Raw genomic sequence first — 22,822 nt, 5'->3', positions numbered from 1 at the left:
GTTCCTTAAATTCGGTTTCAGGTGCGCGAAGGCGTTAAACGGTAAACGCGTCTTGCAGCAGTTTTTCCTGCTGCTCGGCGTGCATCGATGCGTAACCACAAGCTGGGGCAGCAGAAGCCTCACGGCCCGCGTACTCGAGTACGAGAGACTTGTCGAGGTTACCGATGCTGCGACGCAGGTGGTGCTGGCTGCAGTACCAGGCGCCCTGGTTCATCGGCTCTTCCTGACACCAGACGGCATGCTTGACGTTGGTGTAAGGCGCCAGGACCTCTTTCAAGTCGTCCTCAGGGAATGGATACAGCTGCTCGATACGCACGATGGCGATATCGTCACGGCCTTCGGCACGACGTTTTTCCAGCAGGTCGTAGTAGACCTTGCCGCTACACAGAACAACGCGCTCGACCTTTTTCGGGTCCAGGGCATCGATTTCCGGGATCACGGTCTGGAACGAACCTTCAGCCAGATCTTCCAGGGTCGAGACGGCCAGCTTGTGGCGCAGCAGCGACTTCGGCGTCAGCACTACCAGAGGTTTGCGCAGCGGGCGAATCACCTGACGACGCAGCAAGTGGTAGATCTGGGCCGGGGTGGTCGGCATGCACACCTGAATGTTGTGCTCGGCGCACAGCTGCAGGTAACGCTCAAGACGAGCCGAGCTGTGCTCAGGGCCCTGACCTTCGTAGCCGTGTGGCAACAGCATGGTCAGACCGCAGAGACGGCCCCACTTGTGTTCGCCGCTGGTGATGAACTGGTCGATAACAACCTGTGCACCGTTGGCGAAGTCGCCGAACTGGGCTTCCCAGATCACCAGCGCGTTTGGCGTGGTGGTCGAGTAACCATATTCGAAGGCCAATACCGCTTCTTCCGAGAGGAACGAGTCGTACAGGTCAAAGCGTGGCTGACCGTCGTACAGGTTCTGCAGCGGAATGTAGGTGCCGGCGTCTTTCTGGTTGTGCAGTACAGCGTGACGGTGCGAGAACGTACCGCGGCCGATGTCCTGACCGGTCATGCGGATCGGGTGACCTTCGAACGCCAGGGTCGCGTACGCCATGGTTTCGGCGTAACCCCAGTTGATCGGCAGGCCGCCGGCTTGCATCTTCTGACGGTCTTCGTAGATCTTCGCGACCTGACGCTGAACCACGAAGCCTTCCGGAATTTCCAGCAGCTTGGCTGACAGTTCCTGCAGGGTCTTCAGATCGAAACGGGTGTCGTGACGCGCAGTCCAGGCGTGGCCCAGATACGGACGCCAGTCCACGAACAACTCTTTGTTCGGCTCTTTGACCAGCGATTTCACTACGTGCAGACCGTTGTCCAGCGCGTTGCGGTACTCGTCGACCTTGGCCTGAACACGTTCAGCGTCCAGTACACCGGCCTGAGTCAGGCGATCAGCGTACAGCTCACGGGTGGTGCGCTGCTTGGTGATCTGCTGGTACATCAGCGGCTGGGTGCCGCTTGGCTCGTCGGCCTCGTTGTGGCCGCGACGACGGTAGCAGACCAGGTCGATCACCACGTCACGCTTGAACTGCATGCGGTAATCAATGGCCAGCTGGGTCACGAACAGCACGGCTTCCGGATCATCACCATTCACATGGAGGATCGGCGCCTGGATCATCTTCGCAACGTCGGTGGCGTACTCGGTGGAACGCGAGTCCAGCGGGTTGCTGATGGTGAAACCGACCTGGTTGTTGATCACGATGTGCACGGTACCGCCGGTCTTGAAACCGCGGGTCTGCGACATCTGGAAGGTTTCCATGACCACGCCCTGACCTGCGAATGCAGCGTCACCGTGGATGGAGATCGGCAGCACCTTCTCACCGGTCGGGTCGTTACGACGATCCTGACGGGCGCGAACCGAACCTTCTACCACCGGGGAAACGATTTCCAGGTGGGACGGGTTGAACGCCATGGCCAGGTGAACTTCACCGCCAGTGGTCATCACGTTGGACGAGAAGCCCTGGTGGTATTTGACGTCACCGGAACCCAGCTCGACCTTCTTCTTGCCTTCGAACTCGTCGAACAGCTCGCGCGGGTTCTTGCCGAAGGTGTTGACCAGCACGTTCAGACGGCCACGGTGGGCCATGCCGATGACGACTTCCTTGGTGCCGTAGGAACCGGAACGCTGGATCAGCTCGTCGAGCATCGGAATCAGGCTTTCGCCGCCTTCCAGACCGAAACGCTTGGTGCCCGGGTATTTGGTGCCCAGGTATTTTTCCAGGCCTTCACCGGCAGTCACGCGCTCAAGCAGGTGGCTCTTGATGTCGGCGGAGTACGTCGGACGACCACGCACGCTTTCCAGACGCTGCTGGAACCACTGGCGCTGCTCGGAATCGGTGATGTGCGTAAATTCAGCGCCGATGGTGCGGCAATATGTCTGCTGCAACGCTTCGTGAATTTCGCGTAGGCTCGCTTCCTCTTTGCCGATGAACAGGTCGCCGGCACGGAAGGTCGTATCAAGATCGGCATTGGTCAAGCCGTAATGATTGATCGACAGGTCTGCAGGTGCAGGACGCTGCCACAGCCCCAGCGGGTCAAGCTGGGCTGCCTGGTGGCCACGCATACGGTAGGCCTGGATCAATCGCAGCACTTCAACTTGCTTCTTCTCGTGCTCACTGCTCACGCTCCCGGCGGAAACCGGTTGGGCGCGGCGCTGGTTCTTTGCCAGCAGCACGAAATGATCGCGAATTGTGGAGTGCGAAACATCAGTGGCAGAGCTGCCGTCGGCAGGCAGCTTCTGAAAGTAGGTGCGCCACTCTTCTGGCACAGCGTTAGGGTCGTGCAGGTAGAGCTCATAAAGCTCTTCCACATAGGCAGCGTTTCCACCTGAAAGGTAGGCGCTGTTCCACATGCGCTGCATCACGCTTTCTTGCATGCTTGGTCACCCTCGGTTAGGGGAACACCATCGGCGTCAATACCGAGCAAACTTGCAGAAGTCCGAATGCAGCGACCAAAACAAGCCACTTAGGATCACGCTGATAGTCCGGGTACCAGCCCGGATGCCCCTGCTTGTCTCATTTCTTCAAAATAAGAGCTGCAGCTTGTGGCTACTGCTCTGGTTATAGCCATGACGCGGGTTGAAGCCCGCGCCACAGCCTCTTCGTTACAGCGGTTCTACGGTTACAGCAGCTGAATCACACGCCGCTCGAAAGCAGCATGTTACGGATGTGACCGATGGCCTTAGTCGGGTTCAGGCCTTTCGGACATACGTTGACGCAGTTCATGATGCCCCGGCAGCGGAAGACGCTGAACGGGTCATCGAGCGAAGCCAGACGCTCGGACGTCTTGGTATCACGGCTGTCTGCCAGGAAGCGGTACGCTTGCAGCAGGGCAGCCGGGCCCAGGAACTTGTCCGGGTTCCACCAGAAGGACGGGCACGAGGTCGAGCAGCAGGCGCACAGGATGCACTCGTACAGACCGTCGAGCTTTTCACGCTCTTCAGGGGACTGCAGACGCTCGATGGCCGGAGCCGGCGTGTCGTTCTGCAGGTAAGGCTTAACCTTCTCGTATTGCTTGTAGAAGATGCTCATATCGACAACCAGGTCACGGATGACCGGCAAACCTGGCAGCGGACGAACGATCAACTTGTTGCCTTTTACAACAGCGGACAGCGGCGTGATGCACGCCAGGCCGTTCTTGCCGTTGATGTTCATGCCGTCGGAGCCGCAGACGCCTTCACGGCAAGAGCGACGATAGGAGAAACCCTCGTCCTGCTCTTTGATCAGGGCCAGCACGTCCAGCACCATCAGGTCTTTACCACCGGTATCGACCTGGAATTCCTGCATGAACGGCGCAGCGTCCTGATCAGGGTTGTAGCGATAAACACTGACTTGCAACATGGCGGTCACCCTTAATAAGTCCGGACTTTAGGTTCGAAAGTCGGAACAGTCTTCGGCGAGAAGTTTACGGCACGCTTGGCGACGCGTTTCTCACCCGGGAAGTACAGGGTGTGGCACAGCCAGTTTTCGTCGTCACGGTCTTCGAAGTCTTCACGGGCGTGAGCGCCGCGGGACTCTTTACGTACTTCGGCCGCGATGGCGGTAGCTTCAGCCACTTCCAGCAGGTTTTGCAGTTCCAGAGCTTCGATACGCGCGGTGTTGAACGCTTGCGACTTATCGTTGATCTTCACGTTGGCGATGCGCTTGCGCAGATCGGCCAGCTGAGCGATACCCTTCTGCATGTATTCGCCAGTGCGGAATACACCGAAGTAGTTCTGCATGCAGCTTTGCAGCTCGCGACGCAGGGTAGCCACGTCTTCGCCATCGGTACGGCCGTTCAGCGCGTTCAGACGCGACAGGGCAGCTTCGATGTCGGCTTCGGTAGCGTCGTCGTATTCGATGCCGTCGGTCAGCGCCTTTTCCAGGTGCAGGCCGGCAGCGCGGCCGAATACCACCAGGTCGAGCAGCGAGTTGCCGCCCAGACGGTTGGCACCGTGTACCGATACGCAAGCCACTTCACCTACGGCGAACAGACCAGGAATGATCTGATCCACGCCATCGGCGTTCTGGGTGATCGCCTGACCATGAATGTTGGTGGCAACGCCGCCCATCATGTAGTGGCAGGTCGGTACAACCGGAACCGGAGCAACCACCGGGTCAACGTGTGCGAAAGTCTTCGACAGTTCGCAGATGCCTGGCAGACGGCTGTGCAGCACTTCCTCGCCCAGGTGGTCGAGTTTGAGCATTACGTGGTCGCCATTCGGACCGCAACCGTTGCCGGCGATGATTTCTTTAACCATCGAGCGGGCAACCACGTCACGACCAGCGAGGTCTTTCGCGTTCGGAGCATAACGCTCCATGAAACGCTCGCCGTGCTTGTTGATCAGGTAACCACCTTCACCGCGGCAACCTTCGGTCACCAGTACACCGGCGCCGGCGATGCCGGTCGGGTGGAATTGCCACATTTCGATGTCTTGTACCGGTACGCCAGCACGCAGCGCCATGCCAACGCCGTCACCGGTGTTGATCAGGGCGTTGGTGGTGGAGGCGTAGATACGGCCAGCACCGCCAGTAGCCAGTACGGTGGCCTTGGCGCGAATGTACGAAGTTTCGCCGGTTTCGATGCAGATCGCGATCACACCGACGAACTCGCCTTCCTGGTTTTTCACCAGGTCGACAGCGTAGTACTCGTTCAGGAACGTGGTACCGGCTTTCAGGTTGCCCTGATAAAGGGTGTGCAGCAACGCGTGACCGGTACGGTCGGACGCTGCGCAGGTACGGGCAGCCTGACCGCCTTTACCGTAGTCCTTGGACTGACCACCGAACGGACGCTGGTAGATACGACCTTGCTCGGTACGCGAGAACGGCAGACCCATATGGTCCAGCTCGAAAACGGCAGCCGGGCCTTCCTGACACATGTATTCGATAGCGTCCTGATCACCGATGTAGTCGGAACCCTTGACGGTATCGTACATGTGCCAGCGCCAGTCATCGTTCGGGTCAGCGGACGCGATCGCGCAGGTGATGCCGCCCTGGGCGGATACAGTGTGCGAACGGGTCGGGAAAACCTTGGTGATCACCGCAGTCTTGTGACCGCCCTGCGCCAGCTGCAGCGCAGCGCGCATGCCGGCACCGCCACCACCAATAATGATGGCGTCGAAAGAAATCGTTGGAATGTTAGCCATGACTCAGATACCCCAGAGAATCTGCACACCCCAGACGAAGTAAGCGAACATCGCAACGCCGCATACTGCCTGGAAAAGGAAACGTATAGCCGTCGCGGACTTGCCGAACGCCATTGGCGTCAGGTAGTCAGTCGCGATGGTCCACATGCCGACCCAGGCGTGAGCGCCGAGAGCAACAAGGGCCAGGAGGCTGAAAATACGCATCCCGTTGTGGGCGAACAGTTCATGCCACTGGGCGTACTCGAGGCCTGGGTGGGCCACGACGTATCCGATCAGAAAAATGAAGTAAGCCGCGAGAACGACCGCCGACACACGTTGCGCCATCCAGTCATAGAGGCCCGAACGCGAGAGATTCGTGACGTTAGTTACCATATCCAGACTCCTGCCAGAACGATTACCACCACGGAAACGGCGATAACGATTTTCGAGCCCAGCTTGCCGCCTTCCAGCGTCTCACCGATGCCCATGTCCATGATCAAATGGCGCACACCGGCAACCAGGTGATACAGCAGAGCGGACAGGATGCCCCAAATCACTAGCTTGGCTAGCGGACTGGTCAGACACGCTTTCACCTGACCGAAGCCTTCCTCGGAGCTCAGCGACTTGTCCAATGCGTAAAGCATGATGGCAAGGCACACGAAGAGGATGACACCGGAGATACGGTGAAGAATGGACGTGTAAGCAGTGACTGGGAGTTTGATGGTCCTTAGGTCTAGGTTTACAGGTCGTTGGCTTTTCACGGCTTTTTTTTCACACTGAAGAGCCCCTAACAATCAGGGCAAAGTTGTTGGGGAGTGCACTGGTCAGGTAACCACCACCCAGGGATGCGACCCCCAATGAAAGCAAGCCCAAAAGCCCTTGGCGGTCGGTGGCCGAGTATAGACAGTTAGGCTACTAATGACAACGCAATCACCTACCCCAAATAGCTGATTGCACAAGTCGTATAAAAGGCGTAAATGGCAGTCAATTTCGAGGAAAAAGTGCGCTTAAAGCCTTCTGGAGCAAGACTTTAGGCAAATTGACATTCGAATTTATCTCACTATAGTGGTGCGGGCCCTGCGTGGGGGGTCTGTCTGATGGTTCAAGCATAAATAGGAGGCCACATGGCTGACAAAAAAGCGCAGTTGATCATCGAGGGCGCAGCCCCCGTCGAGCTGCCCATTTTAACCGGCACCGTTGGTCCCGATGTAATCGATGTTCGGGGCCTGACGGCCACGGGCCGCTTCACTTTCGACCCGGGTTTCATGTCGACCGCCTCGTGCGAATCGAAGATCACCTATATCGACGGCGACAACGGCATTCTGTTGCACCGCGGCTACCCGATCGAACAGCTGGCTGAAAAGTCGGACTACCTGGAAACCTGCTACCTGCTGCTCAACGGCGAATTGCCGACTGCAGAACAGAAGGCCCAGTTCGTCAGCACCGTGAAAAACCACACCATGGTTCACGAGCAGCTGAAAACCTTCTTCAACGGCTTCCGTCGCGACGCCCACCCGATGGCCGTCATGTGCGGCGTAGTCGGCGCCCTCTCGGCCTTCTACCACGATTCCCTGGACATCAATAACCCGCAGCATCGCGAAATCTCCGCGATCCGTCTGGTTGCCAAGATGCCAACCCTGGCAGCGATGGTTTACAAGTACTCCATGGGCCAACCCATGATGTACCCGCGCAACGACCTGACGTACGCGGAAAACTTCCTGCACATGATGTTCAACACCCCGTGCGAGATCAAACCGATCAGCCCGGTACTCGCCAAGGCCATGGACCGGATCTTCATCCTCCACGCCGACCACGAGCAGAACGCATCGACCTCCACCGTGCGTCTGGCGGGCTCTTCGGGTGCCAACCCGTTCGCCTGTATCGCCGCCGGTATCGCCGCACTGTGGGGCCCTGCCCACGGCGGTGCGAACGAAGCCGTTCTGACCATGCTTGACGAGATTGGCGATGTGTCCAACATCGACAAGTTCATCGCCAAGGCCAAGGACAAGAACGATCCGTTCAAACTGATGGGCTTCGGTCACCGCGTTTACAAGAACCGCGATCCGCGCGCGACTGTCATGAAGCAGACCTGCGACGAAGTGCTGAAAGAACTGGGCATCAACAACGATCCGCAACTCGAACTGGCCATGCGCCTGGAAGAGATCGCGCTGACCGACCCGTACTTCATCGAGCGCTCGCTGTACCCGAACGTCGACTTCTACTCGGGGATCATCCTCAAGGCGATCGGCATTCCAACCAGCATGTTCACCGTGATCTTCGCTCTGGCGCGTACTGTGGGCTGGATCTCGCACTGGAAAGAAATGCTCTCCAGCCCGTACAAGATTGGCCGTCCGCGCCAGTTGTACACTGGCTACGAGTCGCGTGATATCACCAAGCTGGAAGATCGCAAATAAGGCTTGTCTTGCGATAACGTCTTTGAGTTGTATCGGGAACGGCCTCTTATATAGAGGCCGTTTTTGTTTGTCTGGTTGCAGCGGCCTGTGGGCCGACTGGTTTTTTGGTTTTTTGGGTGTATATCCGTTGCTTCGGGTGTTGCTGATTACGGTTCCGCCCTTACGGCGGGTCACTTTTTCCAAACGCCGAAAAAGTAACCAAAAAGGCTTCCCCCGGCGTACGGCACTTCGCTGAGGCTCAGTGTTCCCTCGCTACGGTGTCCATCCGGGGGCATCGCCTCCGGTTTGCTTCGCTGCACCTCCTCTCGATGTATGCGGCTTCGCCGCATGGCGCTGCGCGCCCACCCCCTGATGGACACCTTCGCTCGGCCTGCCGAAGGGGCTGAAGGTCAAAAGCCACATCAAGAGCCAAAGCCAAAGCCAAAGCCAAAGCCAAAGCCAAAAGCAGATCAAAAGATCGCAGCCTTCGGCAGCTCCTACATGGGATTGGGTTTATTCAATTAGAGATTGGTCGGCTCGTAGGCCGCCATCGCCAGCAGGCTGGCTCCTACAGTGCAGATTGCATGCTGCCCCCGCGGCGAAGCCGCTCCTCTCCACACGATGAGCGTTAGCTCGAGTACCGCTTTTGATCTGAGGGCCCGTCGGCAGGCTGAGTGGAGGGATTTATCCGGGGGTGGGAGCGCAGCGACCGTTTGGCGCAGCCAAACACAGCGAGAGGAGGTGCAGCGAAGCAAACCGTAGGCGCTGCCCCCGGATGAATCCCGCAGCGAAGGAACCCGAGCCTAAGCGAGGGCCGAACGTCAGGGCACAGACCTTTTGGTTACTTTTGGGGCGTTTGCCAAAAGTGACCCGCCGTAAGGGCGGAACCCTAAGCCGCCGTTACCGCAGCAACGGATATGTACTCAATAAGCACCAACACGAAGGCCCTGGCCCGATAACCGCCCACAAAAAAAATGCCCCGATCTCTCAACCAGGGCATTTCACTCAAACCACGTAACCGGAACTTAGTGCGAAACCGCCCCGCTCGCCCCAAGGCCAGTCTGTGAACGCACAAACTGCGGGAAGAACAGCGCCCGCTCGTTCTCGGCCGCCGCCGACTTGTCAGTGATCGAGAAGAACCAGATCCCGATGAACGCGATCACCATCGAGAACAGCGCCGGGTACTCGTAAGGGAAGATCGCCTTCTCGTGATGCAGAATCTGCACCCAGATGGTCGGGCCAAGGATCATCAGCCCCACCGCACTCACCAGCCCCAGCCAGCCACCGACCATCGCACCGCGGGTGGTCAGCTTCTTCCAGTACATCGAAAGCAACAGCACCGGGAAGTTGCAGCTCGCCGCGATGGAGAACGCCAGGCCGACCATGAACGCGATGTTCTGGCTTTCGAACAGGATGCCCAGACCGATCGCCAGCACGCCCAGGGCGATGGTGGTGATCTTCGACACGCGAATTTCATCCTTGTCGTTGGCCTTGCCCTTCTTGATCACGCTGGCATACAGGTCGTGCGACACCGCCGAAGCACCGGCCAGGGTCAGACCGGCCACCACCGCCAGAATGGTCGCGAACGCCACCGCCGAGATGAAGCCGAGGAAGATGCTGCCACCCACCGCGTCAGCCAGGTGCACCGCCGCCATGTTGTTGCCGCCGAGCAGAGCGCCCGCCGCATCCTTGAAGGCCGGGTTGGTGCTGACCAGCAGGATCGCGCCGAAGCCGATGATGAAGGTCAGGATGTAGAAGTAGCCAATGAAGCCGGTGGCGTACAGCACGCTCTTGCGCGCTTCTTTCGCATCACTCACGGTGAAGAAGCGCATCAGGATGTGTGGCAGGCCGGCAGTACCGAACATCAGGGCCAGACCGAGGGAGAACGCCGAAATCGGATCTTTCACCAAACCGCCCGGACTCATGATCGCCTCACCTTTCGGGTGAACCTTGATCGCCTCGGAGAACAGCATGTTGAAGTCGAAGTTAACGTGCTTCATCACCATCAGCGCCATGAACGAGGCACCGGACAGCAACAGCACCGCCTTGATGATCTGCACCCAGGTGGTCGCCAGCATGCCGCCGAACAGCACGTACATGCACATCAGGATACCGACCAGAATCACCGCGACGTAGTAGTCGAGACCGAACAGCAGCTGGATCAGCTTGCCGGCACCGACCATTTGCGCGATCAGGTAGAACGCCACCACTACCAGCGAACCGCAGGCAGACAGGGTGCGGATCTGGGTTTGCCCGAGGCGGTAGGACGCCACGTCGGCAAAGGTGTATTTACCCAGGTTACGCAGGCGCTCAGCGATCAGGAACAGAATGATCGGCCAGCCCACCAGGAAGCCGATCGAATAGATCAGACCATCGTAGCCGGAGGTGAACACCAGCGCGGAAATCCCCAGGAAGGACGCCGCCGACATGTAGTCGCCGGCAATCGCCAGACCGTTCTGGAACCCGGTGATCTTGCCGCCCGCCGCATAGTAGTCGGCGGCCGACTTGTTGCGCTTGGACGCCCAGTAGGTGATGCACAAGGTGGCGCCGACGAACACCACGAACATGGCGATCGCGGAAACGTTGAGCGGTTGTTTGTGGACTTCGCCGGTCAAGGCGTCAGCGGCCCAGACGGCTGGAGCGAACGCTGCGATGCTCAAAAGAGCCAGTAGACGCCGGATCATTGCTGAGCCTCCTTGAGAATCGCATTGTTCAGGTCGTCAAACTCGCCGTTGGCGCGCCGTACGTAGATCGCGGTCAGGATGAAGGCCGAGACAATCAGACCGACACCAATCGGAATACCCCAGGTAATCGACGAACCGGGACTGAGTTTCGCCCCGAGCACTTGCGGCCCGTATGCGATCAGCAGGATGAATCCGGAGTACAGCCCGAGCATGATCGCCGAGAGTATCCAGGCGAACTTTTCTCTTTTTCGCACCAGCTCCTTGAAGCGCGGGCTGTTTTGAATCGAGAGGTAAATGCTGTCGTTCATTGTTTTTATCCTCGCAGCACAGATTATTGTTGGAACGTATCCACTGTATGCGGCTGCGGAACGGGTTCCAGACGACCTTAGTATTAGAACGACATGACGTTTTCGCCAATTTTCAGCACACAAAAAAAACTGTGGGAGCGAGCCTGCTCGCGAAAGCGTCGGATCAGTCGAAATATGTATCAACTGACAGATCGCATTCGCGAGCAGGCTCGCTCCCACAGTGGGGTACGGCGGTGTTGCTTTTATTTGGTCCAGTCAGCCACGCGGTCCGGGTGCTTGGCGACCCAATCCTTGGCCGCCGCTTCAGGCTTGGCGCCGTCCTGGATGGCCAGCATGACTTCGCCGATCTCATCTTTCGACGCCCACTGGAAGTTTTTCAGGAACTTGGCGACTTCCGGAGCCTTGGTAGCGAGTTCTTTGCTGCCGATGCTGTTCACGGTTTCAGCCGCGCCATACACGCCTTTCGGATCGTCGAGGAAGCGCAGTTTCCACTTGGCGAACATCCAGTGCGGCACCCAACCGGTGACGGCAATCGATTCGTTCTTCTTCTCGGCACGGGTCAGCTCGGCAATCATGCCGGCGCCGGAACTGGCCTTGAGGGTGTATTTGTCCAGGCCGTAATCCTTGATCGCCTGATCGGTTTTGAGCATCACGCCTGAACCGGCGTCGATGCCGACGATGCGGTTCTTGAAGGTGTCGTCGGTCTTGAGGTCTTCGATCGATTTAGCCTTGACGTACTCCGGCACGATCAGGCCGATTTTCGCGTCCTTGAAGTTCGGGCCGTAATCGACGACCAGATCCTTGTTCTTCGTCCAGTACTCGCCGTGGGTCACCGGCAGCCATGCCGAGAGCATCGCGTCGAGTTTGCCGGTGGCCACGCCCTGCCACATGATCCCGGTGGCGACGGCTTGCAGCTTCACGTCGTAGCCGAGTTTCTGCTTGATCACCTCGGCCGCCACGTGGGTGGTCGCGACGCTGTCGGACCAGCCGTCAACGTAACCGATGTTCAGAGTCTGTTTTTCAGCGCTGGCGAATGTGGAACTCATCGCAAGTACCAGAGCGGCACCTGCGCCTAAAAGTCGTCGCATCTTCATCGTTTACTTCCCCGAAATGCTGCGCCCGACGGATGCCGGGCATCGTCAACGTATTGTTATGGTGCACAGCGCCCCCATCACGCCTGACCGCAAACTCGCTCGAATGCCAGTGGAGTACTGACGCTTTCGATCATCGGCCTGACGCCCGTAGCGACCTGCTCTGTCAGCGACCTCAATACACCGAGAAACGACATCAGAAGGCCATTAATCGCCTCTGAATAATTGGCGCCAGACAATCCGCCCGAACTTTGCATGTGCAAATCATGCAGGCCACCAACCCGCGGATAAATGCAGGTAACATGCGTCGCTTTGCAGCCACTCGGCCTGACCATGTCCGCGACTTCCCGCTTCCCGTTTGTTCCTTATCTCTTCGCCTGCCTGCTCGGCCTTTTTGCCCTTGGCGGCTTCTGGTACGGCCTCGGCAAACCGGTAATCCTGCCAGACGCCGCGACCCCGACGCACAAGTTGCAATGCGCCTCCTACACGCCATTCGACAAGGACCAGTCGCCGTTCGACGTGCCGTTCAAGCTGCGCCCGGAGCGCATGGACGCCGACCTCGCCCTGCTGGCGACGCGCTTCGAATGCATCCGCACCTACTCGATGACCGGCCTCGAAGCCCTGCCGCAACTGGCGCGCAAGCACGGTCTGAAGTTGATGATCGGCGCCTGGGTCAACAGCAACCCGGTGGACACCGAGAAGGAAGTCGACCTGCTGATTGCTTCGGCCAACGCCAACCCGGATGTGGTCAGCGCGGTGATCGTCGGCAACGAAGCGTTGCTGCGCAAGGAAGTCACCGGCGCGCAACTGGCGAAGCTGATCAACAAGGTCAAAAGCCAGGTCAAGCAACCGGTCACCTATGCCGATGTCTGGGAATTCTGGCTCAAGCACCCGGAAGTCGCGCCGGCGGTAGATTTCCTGACCATTCACTTGCTGCCGTACTGGGAAGATGATCCGTCGAATATCGACGTCGCCCTGCAACACGTGGCGGATGTGCGTCAGGTGTTCGGCAACAAATTCGCGCCCAAGGACGTGATGATCGGCGAGACCGGCTGGCCCAGCGAAGGTCGCCAGCGTGAGACTGCCCTGCCGAGCCGGGTCAACGAGGCCAAGTTCATTCGCGGTTTTGTCGCGATGGCCGAGAAGGAAGGCTGGCATTACAACCTGATCGAAGCGTTCGACCAGCCATGGAAACGGGGCAGCGAAGGTGCGGTCGGCGGTTACTGGGGCCTGTTCGACGCCGATCGCCAGGACAAGGGCGTGCTCGCCGGGCCAGTGACCAATGTGCCGTACTGGAAGGAATGGCTGGGCGTCGGTGGGCTGATTTTCCTCGGCACGCTGCTACTCGGCGGCCGGGTTCGCACCACGCAATCGGCGTTGGTTCTGCCCCTGCTTGCGGCAGTTGCAGCCTGCTCGATCGGCGCCTGGGGCGATCTGGCGCGAGTGACCACGCGGTTTGCCAGCGAATGGCTGTGGGTCGGCTTGCTGACAGCGTTGAATCTGTTGGTGCTGGCGCATGCCGCGCTGACCTTGAGCAACCGTCAGGGTTGGCGTGAACGGGCGTTCACTCTACTGGAACGCCGCGCTGGATGGCTGGTTGCCGTGGCCGGTTTTGCGGCGGCGGTGATGATGCTGGAGATGGTGTTCGACGCGCGTTATCGCAGTTTCGCCAGCATGGCGTTCATTCTGCCGGCGCTGGTTTTCGTGTGCCGTCCGGTCAGCGTGCCACGCCGGGAAATCGCCCTGCTGACCTTTATCATCGGCGCCGGCATTGCGCCGCAGCTGTATGAAGAAGGATTGTTGAATCAGCAGGCGTGGGGCTGGGCGCTGGTCAGTGGGTTGATGGTGGCGGCGCTGTGGCGCTGCCTGCGGGTTCGCAAAGGCTGATCTCCCGAGGCCAGTCTGGCCCCTTCGCGAGCAAGCCCGCTCCCACATTGGATCTGTGGCGTTCACAAATCCCCTGTGGGAGCGGGCTTGCTCGCGAAGGCTGACTCTTAGGCGCTACGGGATGCCCGAACCAACCGCAATCCGCCAATCACCAGCGCAAACACCGCCAGCGTCGTGTTGTACAACGCCAGCGCCGGCAACCCGAACACCAGCGCCAGCACCGCCAGCCACCACCCTGCCCGCCCCGGCAGCACAAAACCCAGCAGCGCTGCGCCCAATGCCGTCCAGCCCAACACCTTGAAGTGAATCATCAGCCCCAGGTTCGAGCGCACCGTGCATTCCCAACGGCTCGCTTCATCGACGCAGATGCCGACCCACTGCCCATCTTCCATGAAGCCATAACGCGCGCCATAACTGGCGGCCAGCCACAGCGGCAACAGCACGAGCAACAGAATCACGGGCAAGCGGCGGGACATGAAACTCTCCAATCAACGAAATCGGCGGCCAGCTTAATCGCACTTGTACCGTTGGCAAGTACTAACAACTGTTAACTGGTCATCCGCGCCTTGCAAAGTGTATCGTCCAGCTACTATTACTCCGAATTCTGCCTGTTTGGTGCCGAGGCATGGCACTTTGGCGCAAGCCCGGTGGTCATAGCCTGCGAACTTCATTCGGCACCTTCCTTTAAGGGATCCAGTCATGCTCCGTTCCTTGCGCTTCGCCGCGCTGTTCAGCGGCCTTATTTTGAGTGCGTCCGCACTGGCGGTGGATATCGATGCCGCCAGTTATGGCTATCCCCTGACCAACCCGTTCGAGGCGACCATCGCCACCACGCCACCGGACCTGCGCCCGGAGTTGCCGTCGAACGACGAGATCAATCAGTCCGACCACAGCATCACCCTGCGCCCGGAACGGGCCTTCATCCTCCCGGACAATTTCTGGGCGGTGAAAAAACTCACCTACCGCATCGCCGAGCAGGACAAACCGGCGCCGCTGATCTTCCTGATCGCCGGCACCGGTGCGCGCTATGACAGCACGCTCAACGAATACCTGAAGAAGCTCTACTACAAGGCCGGCTACCACGTCGTGCAGTTGTCGTCGCCCACCAGCTTCGACTTCATCAGCGCCGCTTCACGCTTCGCCACCCCGGGCATCACCAAGGAAGACGCCGAAGACATGTACCGGGTGATGCAGGCCGTGCGTGCGCAGCATCCGAAACTGCCGGTCACCGAGTACTACCTCAGCGGCTACAGCCTCGGCGCGCTGGATGCCGCGTTCGTCGCGCATCTGGACGAGACCCGACGCAGCTTCAACTTCAAGAAAGTCCTGCTGCTCAACCCGCCGGTCAACCTCTACACCTCGATCAGCAACCTCGACAAGCTCGTACAGACCGAGGTGAAGGGCATCAACAACAGCACCACCTTCTATGAACTGGTGCTGAACAAGCTGACCCGCTACTTCCAGCAGAAAGGCTACATCGACCTCAATGACGCCCTGCTCTACGACTTCCAACAGTCGAAGCAGCATCTGACCAACGAACAGATGGCGATGCTGATCGGCACTTCGTTCCGTTTCTCGGCGGCCGACATTGCCTTCACCTCCGACCTGATCAACCGTCGTGGCCTGATCACCCCGCCGAAATTCCCGATCACCGAAGGCACCAGCCTCACGCCGTTCCTCAAGCGTGCGCTGCAATGCGACTTCGACTGCTACCTGACCGAACAAGTGATTCCGATGTGGCGCGCGCGCACTGACGGCGGCAGCCTGCTGCAACTGATCGATCAGGTCAGCCTGTACGCACTCAAGGATTACCTGCACGACAGCCCGAAAATCGCCGTCATGCACAATGCTGATGACGTGATCCTCGGCCCGGGCGACCTCGGTTTCCTGCGCAAGACCTTTGGCGATCGCCTGACCGTTTACCCACTGGGCGGCCATTGCGGCAACATTAACTACCGCGTCAACAGCGACGCCATGCTGGAGTTTTTCCGTGGCTAAATATCTCCTGCTGATTGCAGCGCTCCTCAGTGCAGGCGTGGCCCAGGCCGACAACAGCAAAGCCAACGCGCCGGTGGTGGTCGATAGCGACGGCTTCAAGGAGCCGCTGTCCAAACTCAAGTTCAACCCGGGGCTGGACCAGCGTGAGTTCGAGCGCTCGACGCTCAACGCACTCAACGTCTACGACCCGCTGGAGTCGTGGAACCGCCGCGTCTACCACTTCAACTACCGCTTCGACCAATGGGTGTTCCTGCCGGTGGTCGACGGTTATCGCTACGTGACGCCAAGCTTCCTGCGCACCGGGGTGAGCAACTTCTTCAACAACCTTGGCGACGTGCCGAACCTGGTCAACAGCCTGCTGCAGTTCAAGGGCAAGCGCTCGATGGAAACCACCGCGCGCCTGTTGCTCAACACCACTATCGGCATTGCCGGTCTGTGGGATCCGGCCACCGCCATGGGCCTGCCGCGCCAGAGCGAAGACTTCGGTCAGACCCTGGGCTTCTACGGCGTACCGGGCGGTGCCTACTTCGTCTTGCCGATCCTCGGCCCGTCGAACATTCGCGACACCGCCGGCCTCGCCGTGGACTACACCGCCGAATCGGCGATCAACTACCTGAACGTGTCGGAAGTCAGCTCCAACCACCCGGAAATCTGGGCCCTGCGTGCGGTCGACAAGCGCTACCAGACCAACTTCCGCTACGGTCAGATGAACTCGCCGTTCGAGTACGAGAAAGTGCGTTACGTCTACACCGAGTCGCGCAAGTTGCAGATTGCCGAGTAACCTCAGCGACAACAAAAAAGGGCCATTCGATGCGAGTCGAATGGCCCTTTTTCATGGATCACTGAAATCCAATGTGGGAGCGAGCCTGCTCGCGAATGCGGTGTCTCAGACCCGAAGGGGGTGGCTGACTCGACGCCTTCGCGAGCAGGCTCGCTCCCACAGGGTTATTGTGTTCAGCCTTTGATTGCGCGCCAGATTTTGCCGACCACCGAAACCACCGCCAGCACTGCCGCGCCCGCGATGATCCCCGCCACGCCATTGAGCAGCACAGGGACTGCGAACCCGGCGCTACCGGCCGCCACACCGACACTTTCAATCCAGTGATGCACCACGGGAATGCCGTGGGTGAGGATGCCGCCACCGACGAGGAACATTGCCGCCGTGCCGATCACCGACAGGCCTTTCATCATGTACGGGGCGGCGCGCAGGATTGCATTGCCGATGTTTTTTGCTGCCGTACCCGATTTCTGGGTCAGCCACAGGCCCAGATCGTCGAGTTTGACGATGCCGGCCACCAGGCCATAAACACCGACGGTCATGACGATAGCGATGCCGGACATGACGATCACTTGCTGGCTCAGCGATGCGTCGGCCACGGTACCAAGGGTAATGGCGATGATTTCCGCCGAGAGGATGAAGTCAGTGCGGATCGCGCCTTTGATCTTGTCCTTCTCGTAAGCCACCAGATCGGTGGTCGGCTCGGCCACCGCCGCGCTCAATTGCGCGTGGTCGGCATCAACTTCGGCCTTGCTGTGCAGGAACTTGTGCGCGAGTTTCTCGAAACCTTCGAAACACAGGTACGCGCCACCGACCATCAGCAGCGGCGTCACCAGCCACGGCACGAATGCACTGATCGCCAGCGCCGAGGGCACCAGAATCAGCTTGTTGAGGAACGAGCCCTTGGCGACCGCCCAGACCACAGGAATTTCCCGCTCGGCGCGCACCCCGGAGACTTGCTGGGCATTGAGCGCCAGATCGTCGCCGAGTACGCCGGCGGTCTTCTTCGCGGCCATTTTGCTCATCAACGCCACATCATCCAGAACGGTGGCAATATCGTCGATCAGCACCAGCAAACTGCTTCCTGCCATGAATCTTGTTTCCTTATGTGAATAATGTCGCGCAGCATACCGCGACTGCAGGCCACACGGGGCATTCTTGAGCCGTGCGCGAGGCCGGTGCTACCATGCGCAACCGCCAAAACAGGCAAGGAACCACCGGGTTTATGAGCACAATCCGCGAGCGCAACAAAGAACTGATCCTGCGTGCCGCCAGTGAGGAATTTGCCGACAAGGGCTTCGCTGCGACCAAAACCAGCGACATCGCCGCCAAGGCAGGATTGCCCAAGCCCAACGTCTACTACTACTTCAAATCCAAGGAAAACCTCTACCGCGAGGTCCTGGAAAGCATCATCGTGCCGATCCTGCAGGCTTCGACCCCGTTCAACCCGGACGGCGTACCGAGCGAAGTGCTCAGCGGCTACATCCGCTCGAAGATCCGCATCTCCCGCGACCTGCCCTTCGCCTCCAAGGTGTTCGCCAGCGAAATCATGCACGGCGCTCCGCACCTGAGCGCCGACCTGGTCGAGCAGCTCAACAGCCAGGCCAAGCACAACATCGACTGCATCCAGAGCTGGATCGACCGCGGCCAGATCGCCCCGATCGACCCCAACCACCTGATGTTCAGCATCTGGGCCGCGACCCAGACCTACGCCGATTTCGACTGGCAGATCTCTGCGGTCACCGGCAAGGACAAGCTCGACGAGGCGGATTACGAGGCGGCGGCGCAGACGATCATTCGGCTGGTGTTGAAAGGGTGTGAGCCGGACTGATAGACCGCGTTGAACGCTTCGCGAGCAGGCTCGCTCCCACAAGAGATTTATAACCGGCGAATATCCAATGTGGGAGCGAGCCTGCTCGCGAATGGCAGCAACTCGATATCAGCTCAACCCCAAATCGCATCCCACAGCGGATAGTCGCCAAGCTTCTGCACTAGACCAGCCCGCAACGGGTTGGCCACGATATACCGAGCCAACTTCACCAAATCTTCTTCTCTGCGCAATGCACGATCATGAAAGCCAGATTGCCAAAGACTGGTCTTTCGACCCGTCGAGAGATTCACGGCTTTGGTGCTGAGGGATTTTGTACGCTGCATCAACTCGCTGAGCGAACCACGCTTCAATTCAATCAGCCAATGAAAATGATCTGGCATGACGACCCAAGCCAACGAATTGGCAAACCCCATCGCCTCTGCGACGCGAAATTGGCTGGCGACCAATCGACCCAGTTCAATGTCGCTGAAAACAGGCTGCCTTCGCGCCGTATTGGTAGTCAGTAGGTAGATGCGGTTTTGTTCGGAGTAGCGACCAATGCGCAAACGATTTGAAGCAGATAGATCCAGCATTCCTTTGCCTTTTCATGTCCTGATGATGAAAAGGCTAGTTCAGTGAATTTCCGAGCAAGCGTCAGACTTTTAGCAAGATGTGTACGGAAGATCGCCTTCGCGAGCAGGCTCGCTCCCACAGGGGACTCGGGTATTCAGACATTTTGTGTCTAAACACAAATCCAATGTGGGAGTGAGCCTGCTCGCGAAGGCGATTAATCAGGCGCTAGGGATTAAGCCGCCACCCCCGCATCCGCCCTCAAACCCAGCGCCTCCACCGCTTTGATCGCCACCTGCTCATCAATATCCGACAGATCGCCGCTAATCCCGATCGCCCCCAGCACATTCCCCGCCTGATCACGGATCAACACCCCGCCCGGAGCCGGGACGACGCTGCCCTGGCCCATGCTGTTGAGTGCGGCGATGAAGGCCGGGCGTTGTTGGGCGTCCAGCGCCAGCAGGCGTGAGCCCTTGCCCAGGGCGATGGCGCCCCAGGCTTTGCCGATGGCGATGTTCGGGCGCAGCAGGCTGGCGCCATCTTCGCGTTGCAGGGTGATCAGGTGGCCGCCGGTATCGAGTACCGCGATGGTCAGTGGCGCGGCGTTGATCCCGCGCCCGGTGCTGATGGCTTCGTTGACCAGGTTGACTGCGACTTTCAAGGTTAAAGCGCTCATGGTGCCGTCCTCATTTTGTTATTGGGAAAGTCGTGGGGCTGCGCTCAAGTGCCGCAGACCGATGCCACAAATAGAACACAATGAATTATTTTTTTGTATACAATAATTCTCGAAAAGCGCCACATGCGACGAAAAGCCACAGCAGAACCGGGCTTACGACGAATGAAACAGGCGCTTGAGAAAATGGATTGACCTGCGCCGTCCGCCGTGAATACACTCTGCGCAAAGCCACTTGTATACAATTACAAAACGTAAAGAGGCACAAAACCATGAGCAAAATGAGAGCAATCGAAGCCGCCGTTCTGGTGATGCGCCGTGAAGGGGTTGATACCGCTTTTGGCATTCCGGGTGCTGCGATCAACCCGCTGTACTCCGCCCTGCAGAAAGTCGGTGGCATCGATCACGTCCTCGCTCGTCACGTCGAAGGCGCGTCACACATGGCCGAGGGTTACACCCGCACCAAGGCCGGCAACATCGGCGTGTGCATCGGTACGTCCGGCCCTGCCGGTACCGACATGGTCACCGGGCTCTACAGCGCCTCGGCCGACTCGATCCCGATCCTCTGCATCACCGGCCAGGCACCCCGCGCCCGTATGCACAAGGAAGACTTCCAGGCAGTCGACATCACCAGCATCGTCAAGCCCGTCACCAAGTGGGCGACCACGGTTCTGGAGCCGGGCCAGGTGCCTTACGCATTCCAGAAAGCCTTTTACGAAATGCGCTCCGGCCGTCCAGGCCCGGTGCTGATCGACCTGCCGTTCGACGTGCAGATGGCTGAAATCGAATTCGACATCGACGCCTACCAGCCATTGCCGCTGGCCAAGCCAACCGCGACCCGCGTTCAGGTCGAGAAGGCTCTGGCCCTGCTTGATCAGGCCGAGCGTCCATTGCTGGTGGCCGGTGGCGGCATCATCAACGCCGACGCCAGCGATCTGCTGGTGGAGTTCGCCGAGCTGACCGGTATTCCGGTGATCCCGACCCTGATGGGCTGGGGCACCATTCCCGATGATCACCCGCTGATGGTCGGCATGGTCGGTCTGCAGACGTCGCACCGTTACGGCAACGCCACGCTGCTGAAGTCCGACGTGGTACTGGGTATCGGTAACCGTTGGGCCAACCGCCACACCGGTTCGGTGGATGTCTACACCGAAGGGCGCAAGTTCATTCACGTTGACATCGAAGGCACGCAGATCGGCCGCGTTTTCACTCCGGATCTGGGCATCGTCTCCGACGCTGCTGCGGCGCTGACCGTGTTCATCGAAGTCGCCCGTGAATGGCAAGCCGCCGGCAAGCTGAAAAACCGTAGCGCCTGGCTGCAGGATTGCCAGCAACGCAAGGCCAGCCTGCACCGCAAGACTCACTTCGACAACGTGCCGGTCAAGCCGCAGCGCGTATACGAAGAGATGAACCAGGTGTTCGGCAAAGACACCTGCTACGTCAGCACCATTGGTCTGTCGCAGATTGCCGGCGCGCAGTTCCTGCACGTCTACAAGCCGCGTCACTGGATCAACTGCGGTCAGGCCGGCCCGTTGGGCTGGACCATTCCGGCAGCGCTGGGCGTGGTCAAGGCCGATCCGAGCCGGAAAGTCGTGGCCCTGTCGGGGGACTATGACTTCCAGTTCATGATCGAGGAGCTGGCGGTCGGCGCTCAGTTCAAACTGCCTTACATCCACGTCGTGGTGAACAACTCGTACCTGGGGCTGATCCGTCAGGCCCAGCGCGGGTTCGAAATGGACTACTGCGTGCAGCTGTCCTTCGATAACCTGAACGCGCCGGAACTCAACGGTTACGGTGTCGACCACATCGCAGTCGCCGAAGGCCTTGGCTGTAAAGCCCTGCGGGTGTTCGAACCATCGGAAATCGCCCCTGCCCTGCGCAAGGCCGAACAAATGATCGAAGAGTTCAAGGTACCGGTGATTGTCGAGATCATCCTGGAGCGTGTGACCAACATCTCCATGGGGACCGAGATCAACGCCGTCAACGAATTCGAAGACCTGGCACTGGTCGGCAACGACGCGCCAACGGCGATTTCGTTGCTCGACTAACTGCTGACTGCTCTCCCTGTGGGAGCGGGCTTGCTCGCGAAAGCAATTTCACATCCGCCAACGATGTTGACTGACCCACCGCTTTCGCGAGCAAGCCCGCTCCCACAAAGGGGAACCTCACAAGATTTACGGGAGACCACCATGCCGCGTTTCGCAGCCAACCTGTCCATGCTGTTCACCGAACAGGATTTCCTTGCCCGTTTCGACGCCGCCGCCAAGGCCGGTTTCAGTGGCGTGGAATACCTGTTCCCGTACGACTTCAGCTCCGCCGAAATCAAGGCCAGGCTCGATGCCAACGGTCTGACCCAAGTGCTGTTCAACCTGCCGGCCGGTGACTGGGCCAAAGGCGAGCGCGGAATCGCGTGTCTGCCGTATCGCGTTGAAGAGTTCCGCGCCGGGGTCGATCTGGCGATTGCCTACGCGCAAGTGCTGGGCAACACCCAGGTCAACTGCCTGGCCGGTATTCGTCCGCAAGGCGTGGACGATGCCACCGTGGAAAAAACCTTCGTCGCCAACCTCAAATATGCAGCCGACAAGCTGCAGGCGGCGGGTATCAAACTGGTGATGGAAGCGATCAACACCCGCGACATCCCGGGTTTCTACCTGAACAACACGGCGCAAGCCCTGTCGATTCGCGAGCAGGTCGGCAGCGCCAACCTGTTCCTGCAATACGACATCTATCATATGCAAATCATGGAAGGCGATCTGGCCCGCACCCTGCAATCGCACCTGGGCGAGATCAACCACGTGCAGCTCGCGGACAACCCGGGGCGCAACGAACCGGGCACCGGTGAGATCAACTACCGGTTCCTGTTCGAACACCTGGATCGCATTGGTTACCAGGGTTGGGTGGGTTGCGAATACAAGCCGCTGACCACCACTGAAGCAGGCCTCGGCTGGCTGAAAACCCACAACGCAATTTAAGAACACTGCAAAAAACCTGTGGGAGCGGGCTTGCTCGCGAATGCGGTGGTTCAGTCAACACGGAT

Annotated in this window: 19 protein-coding genes; 7 read left to right on the top strand and 12 right to left on the bottom strand. The window is 59.2% G+C overall.

Going from position 1 to position 22,822, the window contains the following annotated elements:
- Nucleotides 1-34: 34 nt before the first annotated feature.
- The 5 genes from HDC30_RS07475 to sdhC form a co-directional block, all read right to left on the bottom strand.
- On the bottom strand, nucleotides 35-2,866 hold the full coding sequence (locus tag HDC30_RS07475) for a 2-oxoglutarate dehydrogenase E1 component (RefSeq protein WP_027614036.1): 2,832 nt from the start codon (nucleotides 2,864-2,866) through the stop codon (nucleotides 35-37).
- Nucleotides 2,867-3,125: 259 nt separating this feature from the next.
- Nucleotides 3,126-3,830, bottom strand: a complete 705-nt coding sequence (locus HDC30_RS07470) for a succinate dehydrogenase iron-sulfur subunit (protein ID WP_003223007.1) — start codon at nucleotides 3,828-3,830, stop codon at nucleotides 3,126-3,128.
- Between the two features lie 11 nt (nucleotides 3,831-3,841).
- Nucleotides 3,842-5,614 (bottom strand): succinate dehydrogenase flavoprotein subunit, encoded by a 1,773-nt coding sequence (gene sdhA, locus HDC30_RS07465; protein ID WP_150368038.1) that lies wholly within the window; start codon nucleotides 5,612-5,614, stop codon nucleotides 3,842-3,844.
- Nucleotides 5,615-5,617: 3 nt separating this feature from the next.
- Nucleotides 5,618-5,986 carry a succinate dehydrogenase, hydrophobic membrane anchor protein gene (sdhD, locus tag HDC30_RS07460; protein ID WP_003222999.1) on the bottom strand — a complete coding sequence of 123 codons (369 nt, stop codon included), beginning with the start codon at nucleotides 5,984-5,986 and terminating at the stop codon, nucleotides 5,618-5,620.
- Nucleotides 5,980-6,354, bottom strand: coding sequence for a succinate dehydrogenase, cytochrome b556 subunit (sdhC, locus tag HDC30_RS07455; protein WP_016773673.1), 375 nt, complete (start codon nucleotides 6,352-6,354; stop codon nucleotides 5,980-5,982). The genes sdhD and sdhC overlap by 7 nt, the downstream gene beginning before the upstream one ends.
- A 363-nt stretch (nucleotides 6,355-6,717) precedes the next feature.
- Here sdhC and gltA point away from each other — a divergent pair, with 363 nt between their 5' ends.
- Nucleotides 6,718-8,007: a citrate synthase gene (gltA, locus tag HDC30_RS07450; protein WP_003222994.1), complete on the top strand. Its 1,290-nt coding sequence runs from the start codon at nucleotides 6,718-6,720 to the stop codon at nucleotides 8,005-8,007.
- Nucleotides 8,008-9,011: 1,004 nt separating this feature from the next.
- On the opposite strand, the gene HDC30_RS07445 is transcribed toward gltA, so the two are convergent.
- The 3 genes from HDC30_RS07445 to HDC30_RS07435 form a co-directional block, all read right to left on the bottom strand.
- The gene (locus tag HDC30_RS07445) at nucleotides 9,012-10,670 is read right to left on the bottom strand and encodes a cation acetate symporter (RefSeq protein WP_027613951.1); all 1,659 of its coding nucleotides are present in this window, start codon (nucleotides 10,668-10,670) and stop codon (nucleotides 9,012-9,014) included.
- Complete coding sequence (locus HDC30_RS07440; protein WP_027613950.1) at nucleotides 10,667-10,978, bottom strand: DUF485 domain-containing protein; 312 nt, start codon at nucleotides 10,976-10,978, stop codon at nucleotides 10,667-10,669. The genes HDC30_RS07445 and HDC30_RS07440 overlap by 4 nt, the downstream gene beginning before the upstream one ends.
- A 242-nt stretch (nucleotides 10,979-11,220) precedes the next feature.
- Entirely contained in the window at nucleotides 11,221-12,072 is an 852-nt protein-coding gene (locus tag HDC30_RS07435; protein ID WP_098967873.1) for a glycine betaine ABC transporter substrate-binding protein, read from the bottom strand.
- 288 nt (nucleotides 12,073-12,360) lie between these two features.
- Between HDC30_RS07435 and HDC30_RS07430 the strand changes: the two genes are divergently transcribed.
- A complete protein-coding gene (locus tag HDC30_RS07430) occupies nucleotides 12,361-13,956 on the top strand; it encodes a beta (1-6) glucans synthase (RefSeq protein WP_183781989.1) in 1,596 nt (531 codons plus the stop codon).
- A gap of 107 nt (nucleotides 13,957-14,063) precedes the next feature.
- Here HDC30_RS07430 and HDC30_RS07425 read toward each other — a convergent pair whose 3' ends face one another.
- Nucleotides 14,064-14,432: a hypothetical protein gene (locus tag HDC30_RS07425; RefSeq protein ID WP_096796230.1), complete on the bottom strand. Its 369-nt coding sequence runs from the start codon at nucleotides 14,430-14,432 to the stop codon at nucleotides 14,064-14,066.
- A 223-nt stretch (nucleotides 14,433-14,655) separates the two neighbouring features.
- Between HDC30_RS07425 and HDC30_RS07420 the strand changes: the two genes are divergently transcribed.
- Both HDC30_RS07420 and HDC30_RS07415 read left to right on the top strand, forming a co-directional pair.
- Complete coding sequence (locus HDC30_RS07420) at nucleotides 14,656-15,954, top strand: serine/threonine protein kinase (protein WP_183781986.1); 1,299 nt, start codon at nucleotides 14,656-14,658, stop codon at nucleotides 15,952-15,954.
- Nucleotides 15,947-16,735, top strand: a complete 789-nt coding sequence (locus HDC30_RS07415) for a VacJ family lipoprotein (protein WP_007969640.1) — start codon at nucleotides 15,947-15,949, stop codon at nucleotides 16,733-16,735. The genes HDC30_RS07420 and HDC30_RS07415 overlap by 8 nt, the downstream gene beginning before the upstream one ends.
- A 173-nt stretch (nucleotides 16,736-16,908) precedes the next feature.
- On the opposite strand, the gene HDC30_RS07410 is transcribed toward HDC30_RS07415, so the two are convergent.
- Nucleotides 16,909-17,823, bottom strand: a complete 915-nt coding sequence (locus HDC30_RS07410; protein WP_027613945.1) for a DUF808 domain-containing protein — start codon at nucleotides 17,821-17,823, stop codon at nucleotides 16,909-16,911.
- A 134-nt stretch (nucleotides 17,824-17,957) separates the two neighbouring features.
- Here HDC30_RS07410 and HDC30_RS07405 point away from each other — a divergent pair, with 134 nt between their 5' ends.
- Nucleotides 17,958-18,563 carry a TetR/AcrR family transcriptional regulator gene (locus HDC30_RS07405; protein ID WP_007969638.1) on the top strand — a complete coding sequence of 202 codons (606 nt, stop codon included), beginning with the start codon at nucleotides 17,958-17,960 and terminating at the stop codon, nucleotides 18,561-18,563.
- Between the two features lie 113 nt (nucleotides 18,564-18,676).
- On the opposite strand, the gene HDC30_RS07400 is transcribed toward HDC30_RS07405, so the two are convergent.
- The gene (locus HDC30_RS07400) at nucleotides 18,677-19,135 is read right to left on the bottom strand and encodes an REP-associated tyrosine transposase (protein ID WP_027613944.1); all 459 of its coding nucleotides are present in this window, start codon (nucleotides 19,133-19,135) and stop codon (nucleotides 18,677-18,679) included.
- Nucleotides 19,136-19,347: 212 nt separating this feature from the next.
- A complete protein-coding gene (locus HDC30_RS07395) occupies nucleotides 19,348-19,788 on the bottom strand; it encodes a heme-binding protein (protein WP_096796233.1) in 441 nt (146 codons plus the stop codon).
- A 269-nt stretch (nucleotides 19,789-20,057) separates the two neighbouring features.
- On the opposite strand from HDC30_RS07395, the gene gcl reads away from it, so the two are divergent.
- Nucleotides 20,058-21,833 carry a glyoxylate carboligase gene (gene gcl / locus HDC30_RS07390; protein ID WP_096796234.1) on the top strand — a complete coding sequence of 592 codons (1,776 nt, stop codon included), beginning with the start codon at nucleotides 20,058-20,060 and terminating at the stop codon, nucleotides 21,831-21,833.
- Nucleotides 21,834-21,974: 141 nt separating this feature from the next.
- A complete protein-coding gene (gene hyi, locus HDC30_RS07385; protein ID WP_183781983.1) occupies nucleotides 21,975-22,757 on the top strand; it encodes a hydroxypyruvate isomerase in 783 nt (260 codons plus the stop codon).
- Nucleotides 22,758-22,822: the final 65 nt, after the last annotated feature.

Origin of the sequence: Pseudomonas sp. JAI115 (assembly GCF_014200835.1) — a bacterium.
Classification (GTDB): Bacteria; Pseudomonadota; Gammaproteobacteria; order Pseudomonadales; family Pseudomonadaceae; genus Aquipseudomonas; species Aquipseudomonas putida_A.
This window is presented reverse-complemented; position numbering and strand designations above follow the sequence as displayed.

Bases quoted from the DNA above. Each gene is read 5' to 3' on its own strand.
- HDC30_RS07475 (WP_027614036.1), bottom strand. From the start codon at position 2,866: ATGCAAGAAAGCGTGATGCAGCGCATGTGGAACAGCGCCTACCTTTCA.
- HDC30_RS07470 (WP_003223007.1), bottom strand. From the start codon at position 3,830: ATGTTGCAAGTCAGTGTTTATCGCTACAACCCTGATCAGGACGCTGCG.
- sdhA (WP_150368038.1), bottom strand. From the start codon at position 5,614: ATGGCTAACATTCCAACGATTTCTTTCGACGCCATCATTATTGGTGGT.
- sdhD (WP_003222999.1), bottom strand. From the start codon at position 5,986: ATGGTAACTAACGTCACGAATCTCTCGCGTTCGGGCCTCTATGACTGG.
- gltA (WP_003222994.1), top strand. From the start codon at position 6,718: ATGGCTGACAAAAAAGCGCAGTTGATCATCGAGGGCGCAGCCCCCGTC.
- HDC30_RS07445 (WP_027613951.1), bottom strand. From the start codon at position 10,670: ATGATCCGGCGTCTACTGGCTCTTTTGAGCATCGCAGCGTTCGCTCCA.
- HDC30_RS07440 (WP_027613950.1), bottom strand. From the start codon at position 10,978: ATGAACGACAGCATTTACCTCTCGATTCAAAACAGCCCGCGCTTCAAG.
- HDC30_RS07435 (WP_098967873.1), bottom strand. From the start codon at position 12,072: ATGAAGATGCGACGACTTTTAGGCGCAGGTGCCGCTCTGGTACTTGCG.
- HDC30_RS07430 (WP_183781989.1), top strand. From the start codon at position 12,361: ATGCAGGTAACATGCGTCGCTTTGCAGCCACTCGGCCTGACCATGTCC.
- HDC30_RS07425 (WP_096796230.1), bottom strand. From the start codon at position 14,432: ATGTCCCGCCGCTTGCCCGTGATTCTGTTGCTCGTGCTGTTGCCGCTG.
- HDC30_RS07420 (WP_183781986.1), top strand. From the start codon at position 14,656: ATGCTCCGTTCCTTGCGCTTCGCCGCGCTGTTCAGCGGCCTTATTTTG.
- HDC30_RS07410 (WP_027613945.1), bottom strand. From the start codon at position 17,823: ATGGCAGGAAGCAGTTTGCTGGTGCTGATCGACGATATTGCCACCGTT.
- HDC30_RS07405 (WP_007969638.1), top strand. From the start codon at position 17,958: ATGAGCACAATCCGCGAGCGCAACAAAGAACTGATCCTGCGTGCCGCC.
- HDC30_RS07400 (WP_027613944.1), bottom strand. From the start codon at position 19,135: ATGCTGGATCTATCTGCTTCAAATCGTTTGCGCATTGGTCGCTACTCC.
- HDC30_RS07395 (WP_096796233.1), bottom strand. From the start codon at position 19,788: ATGAGCGCTTTAACCTTGAAAGTCGCAGTCAACCTGGTCAACGAAGCC.
- gcl (WP_096796234.1), top strand. From the start codon at position 20,058: ATGAGCAAAATGAGAGCAATCGAAGCCGCCGTTCTGGTGATGCGCCGT.
- hyi (WP_183781983.1), top strand. From the start codon at position 21,975: ATGCCGCGTTTCGCAGCCAACCTGTCCATGCTGTTCACCGAACAGGAT.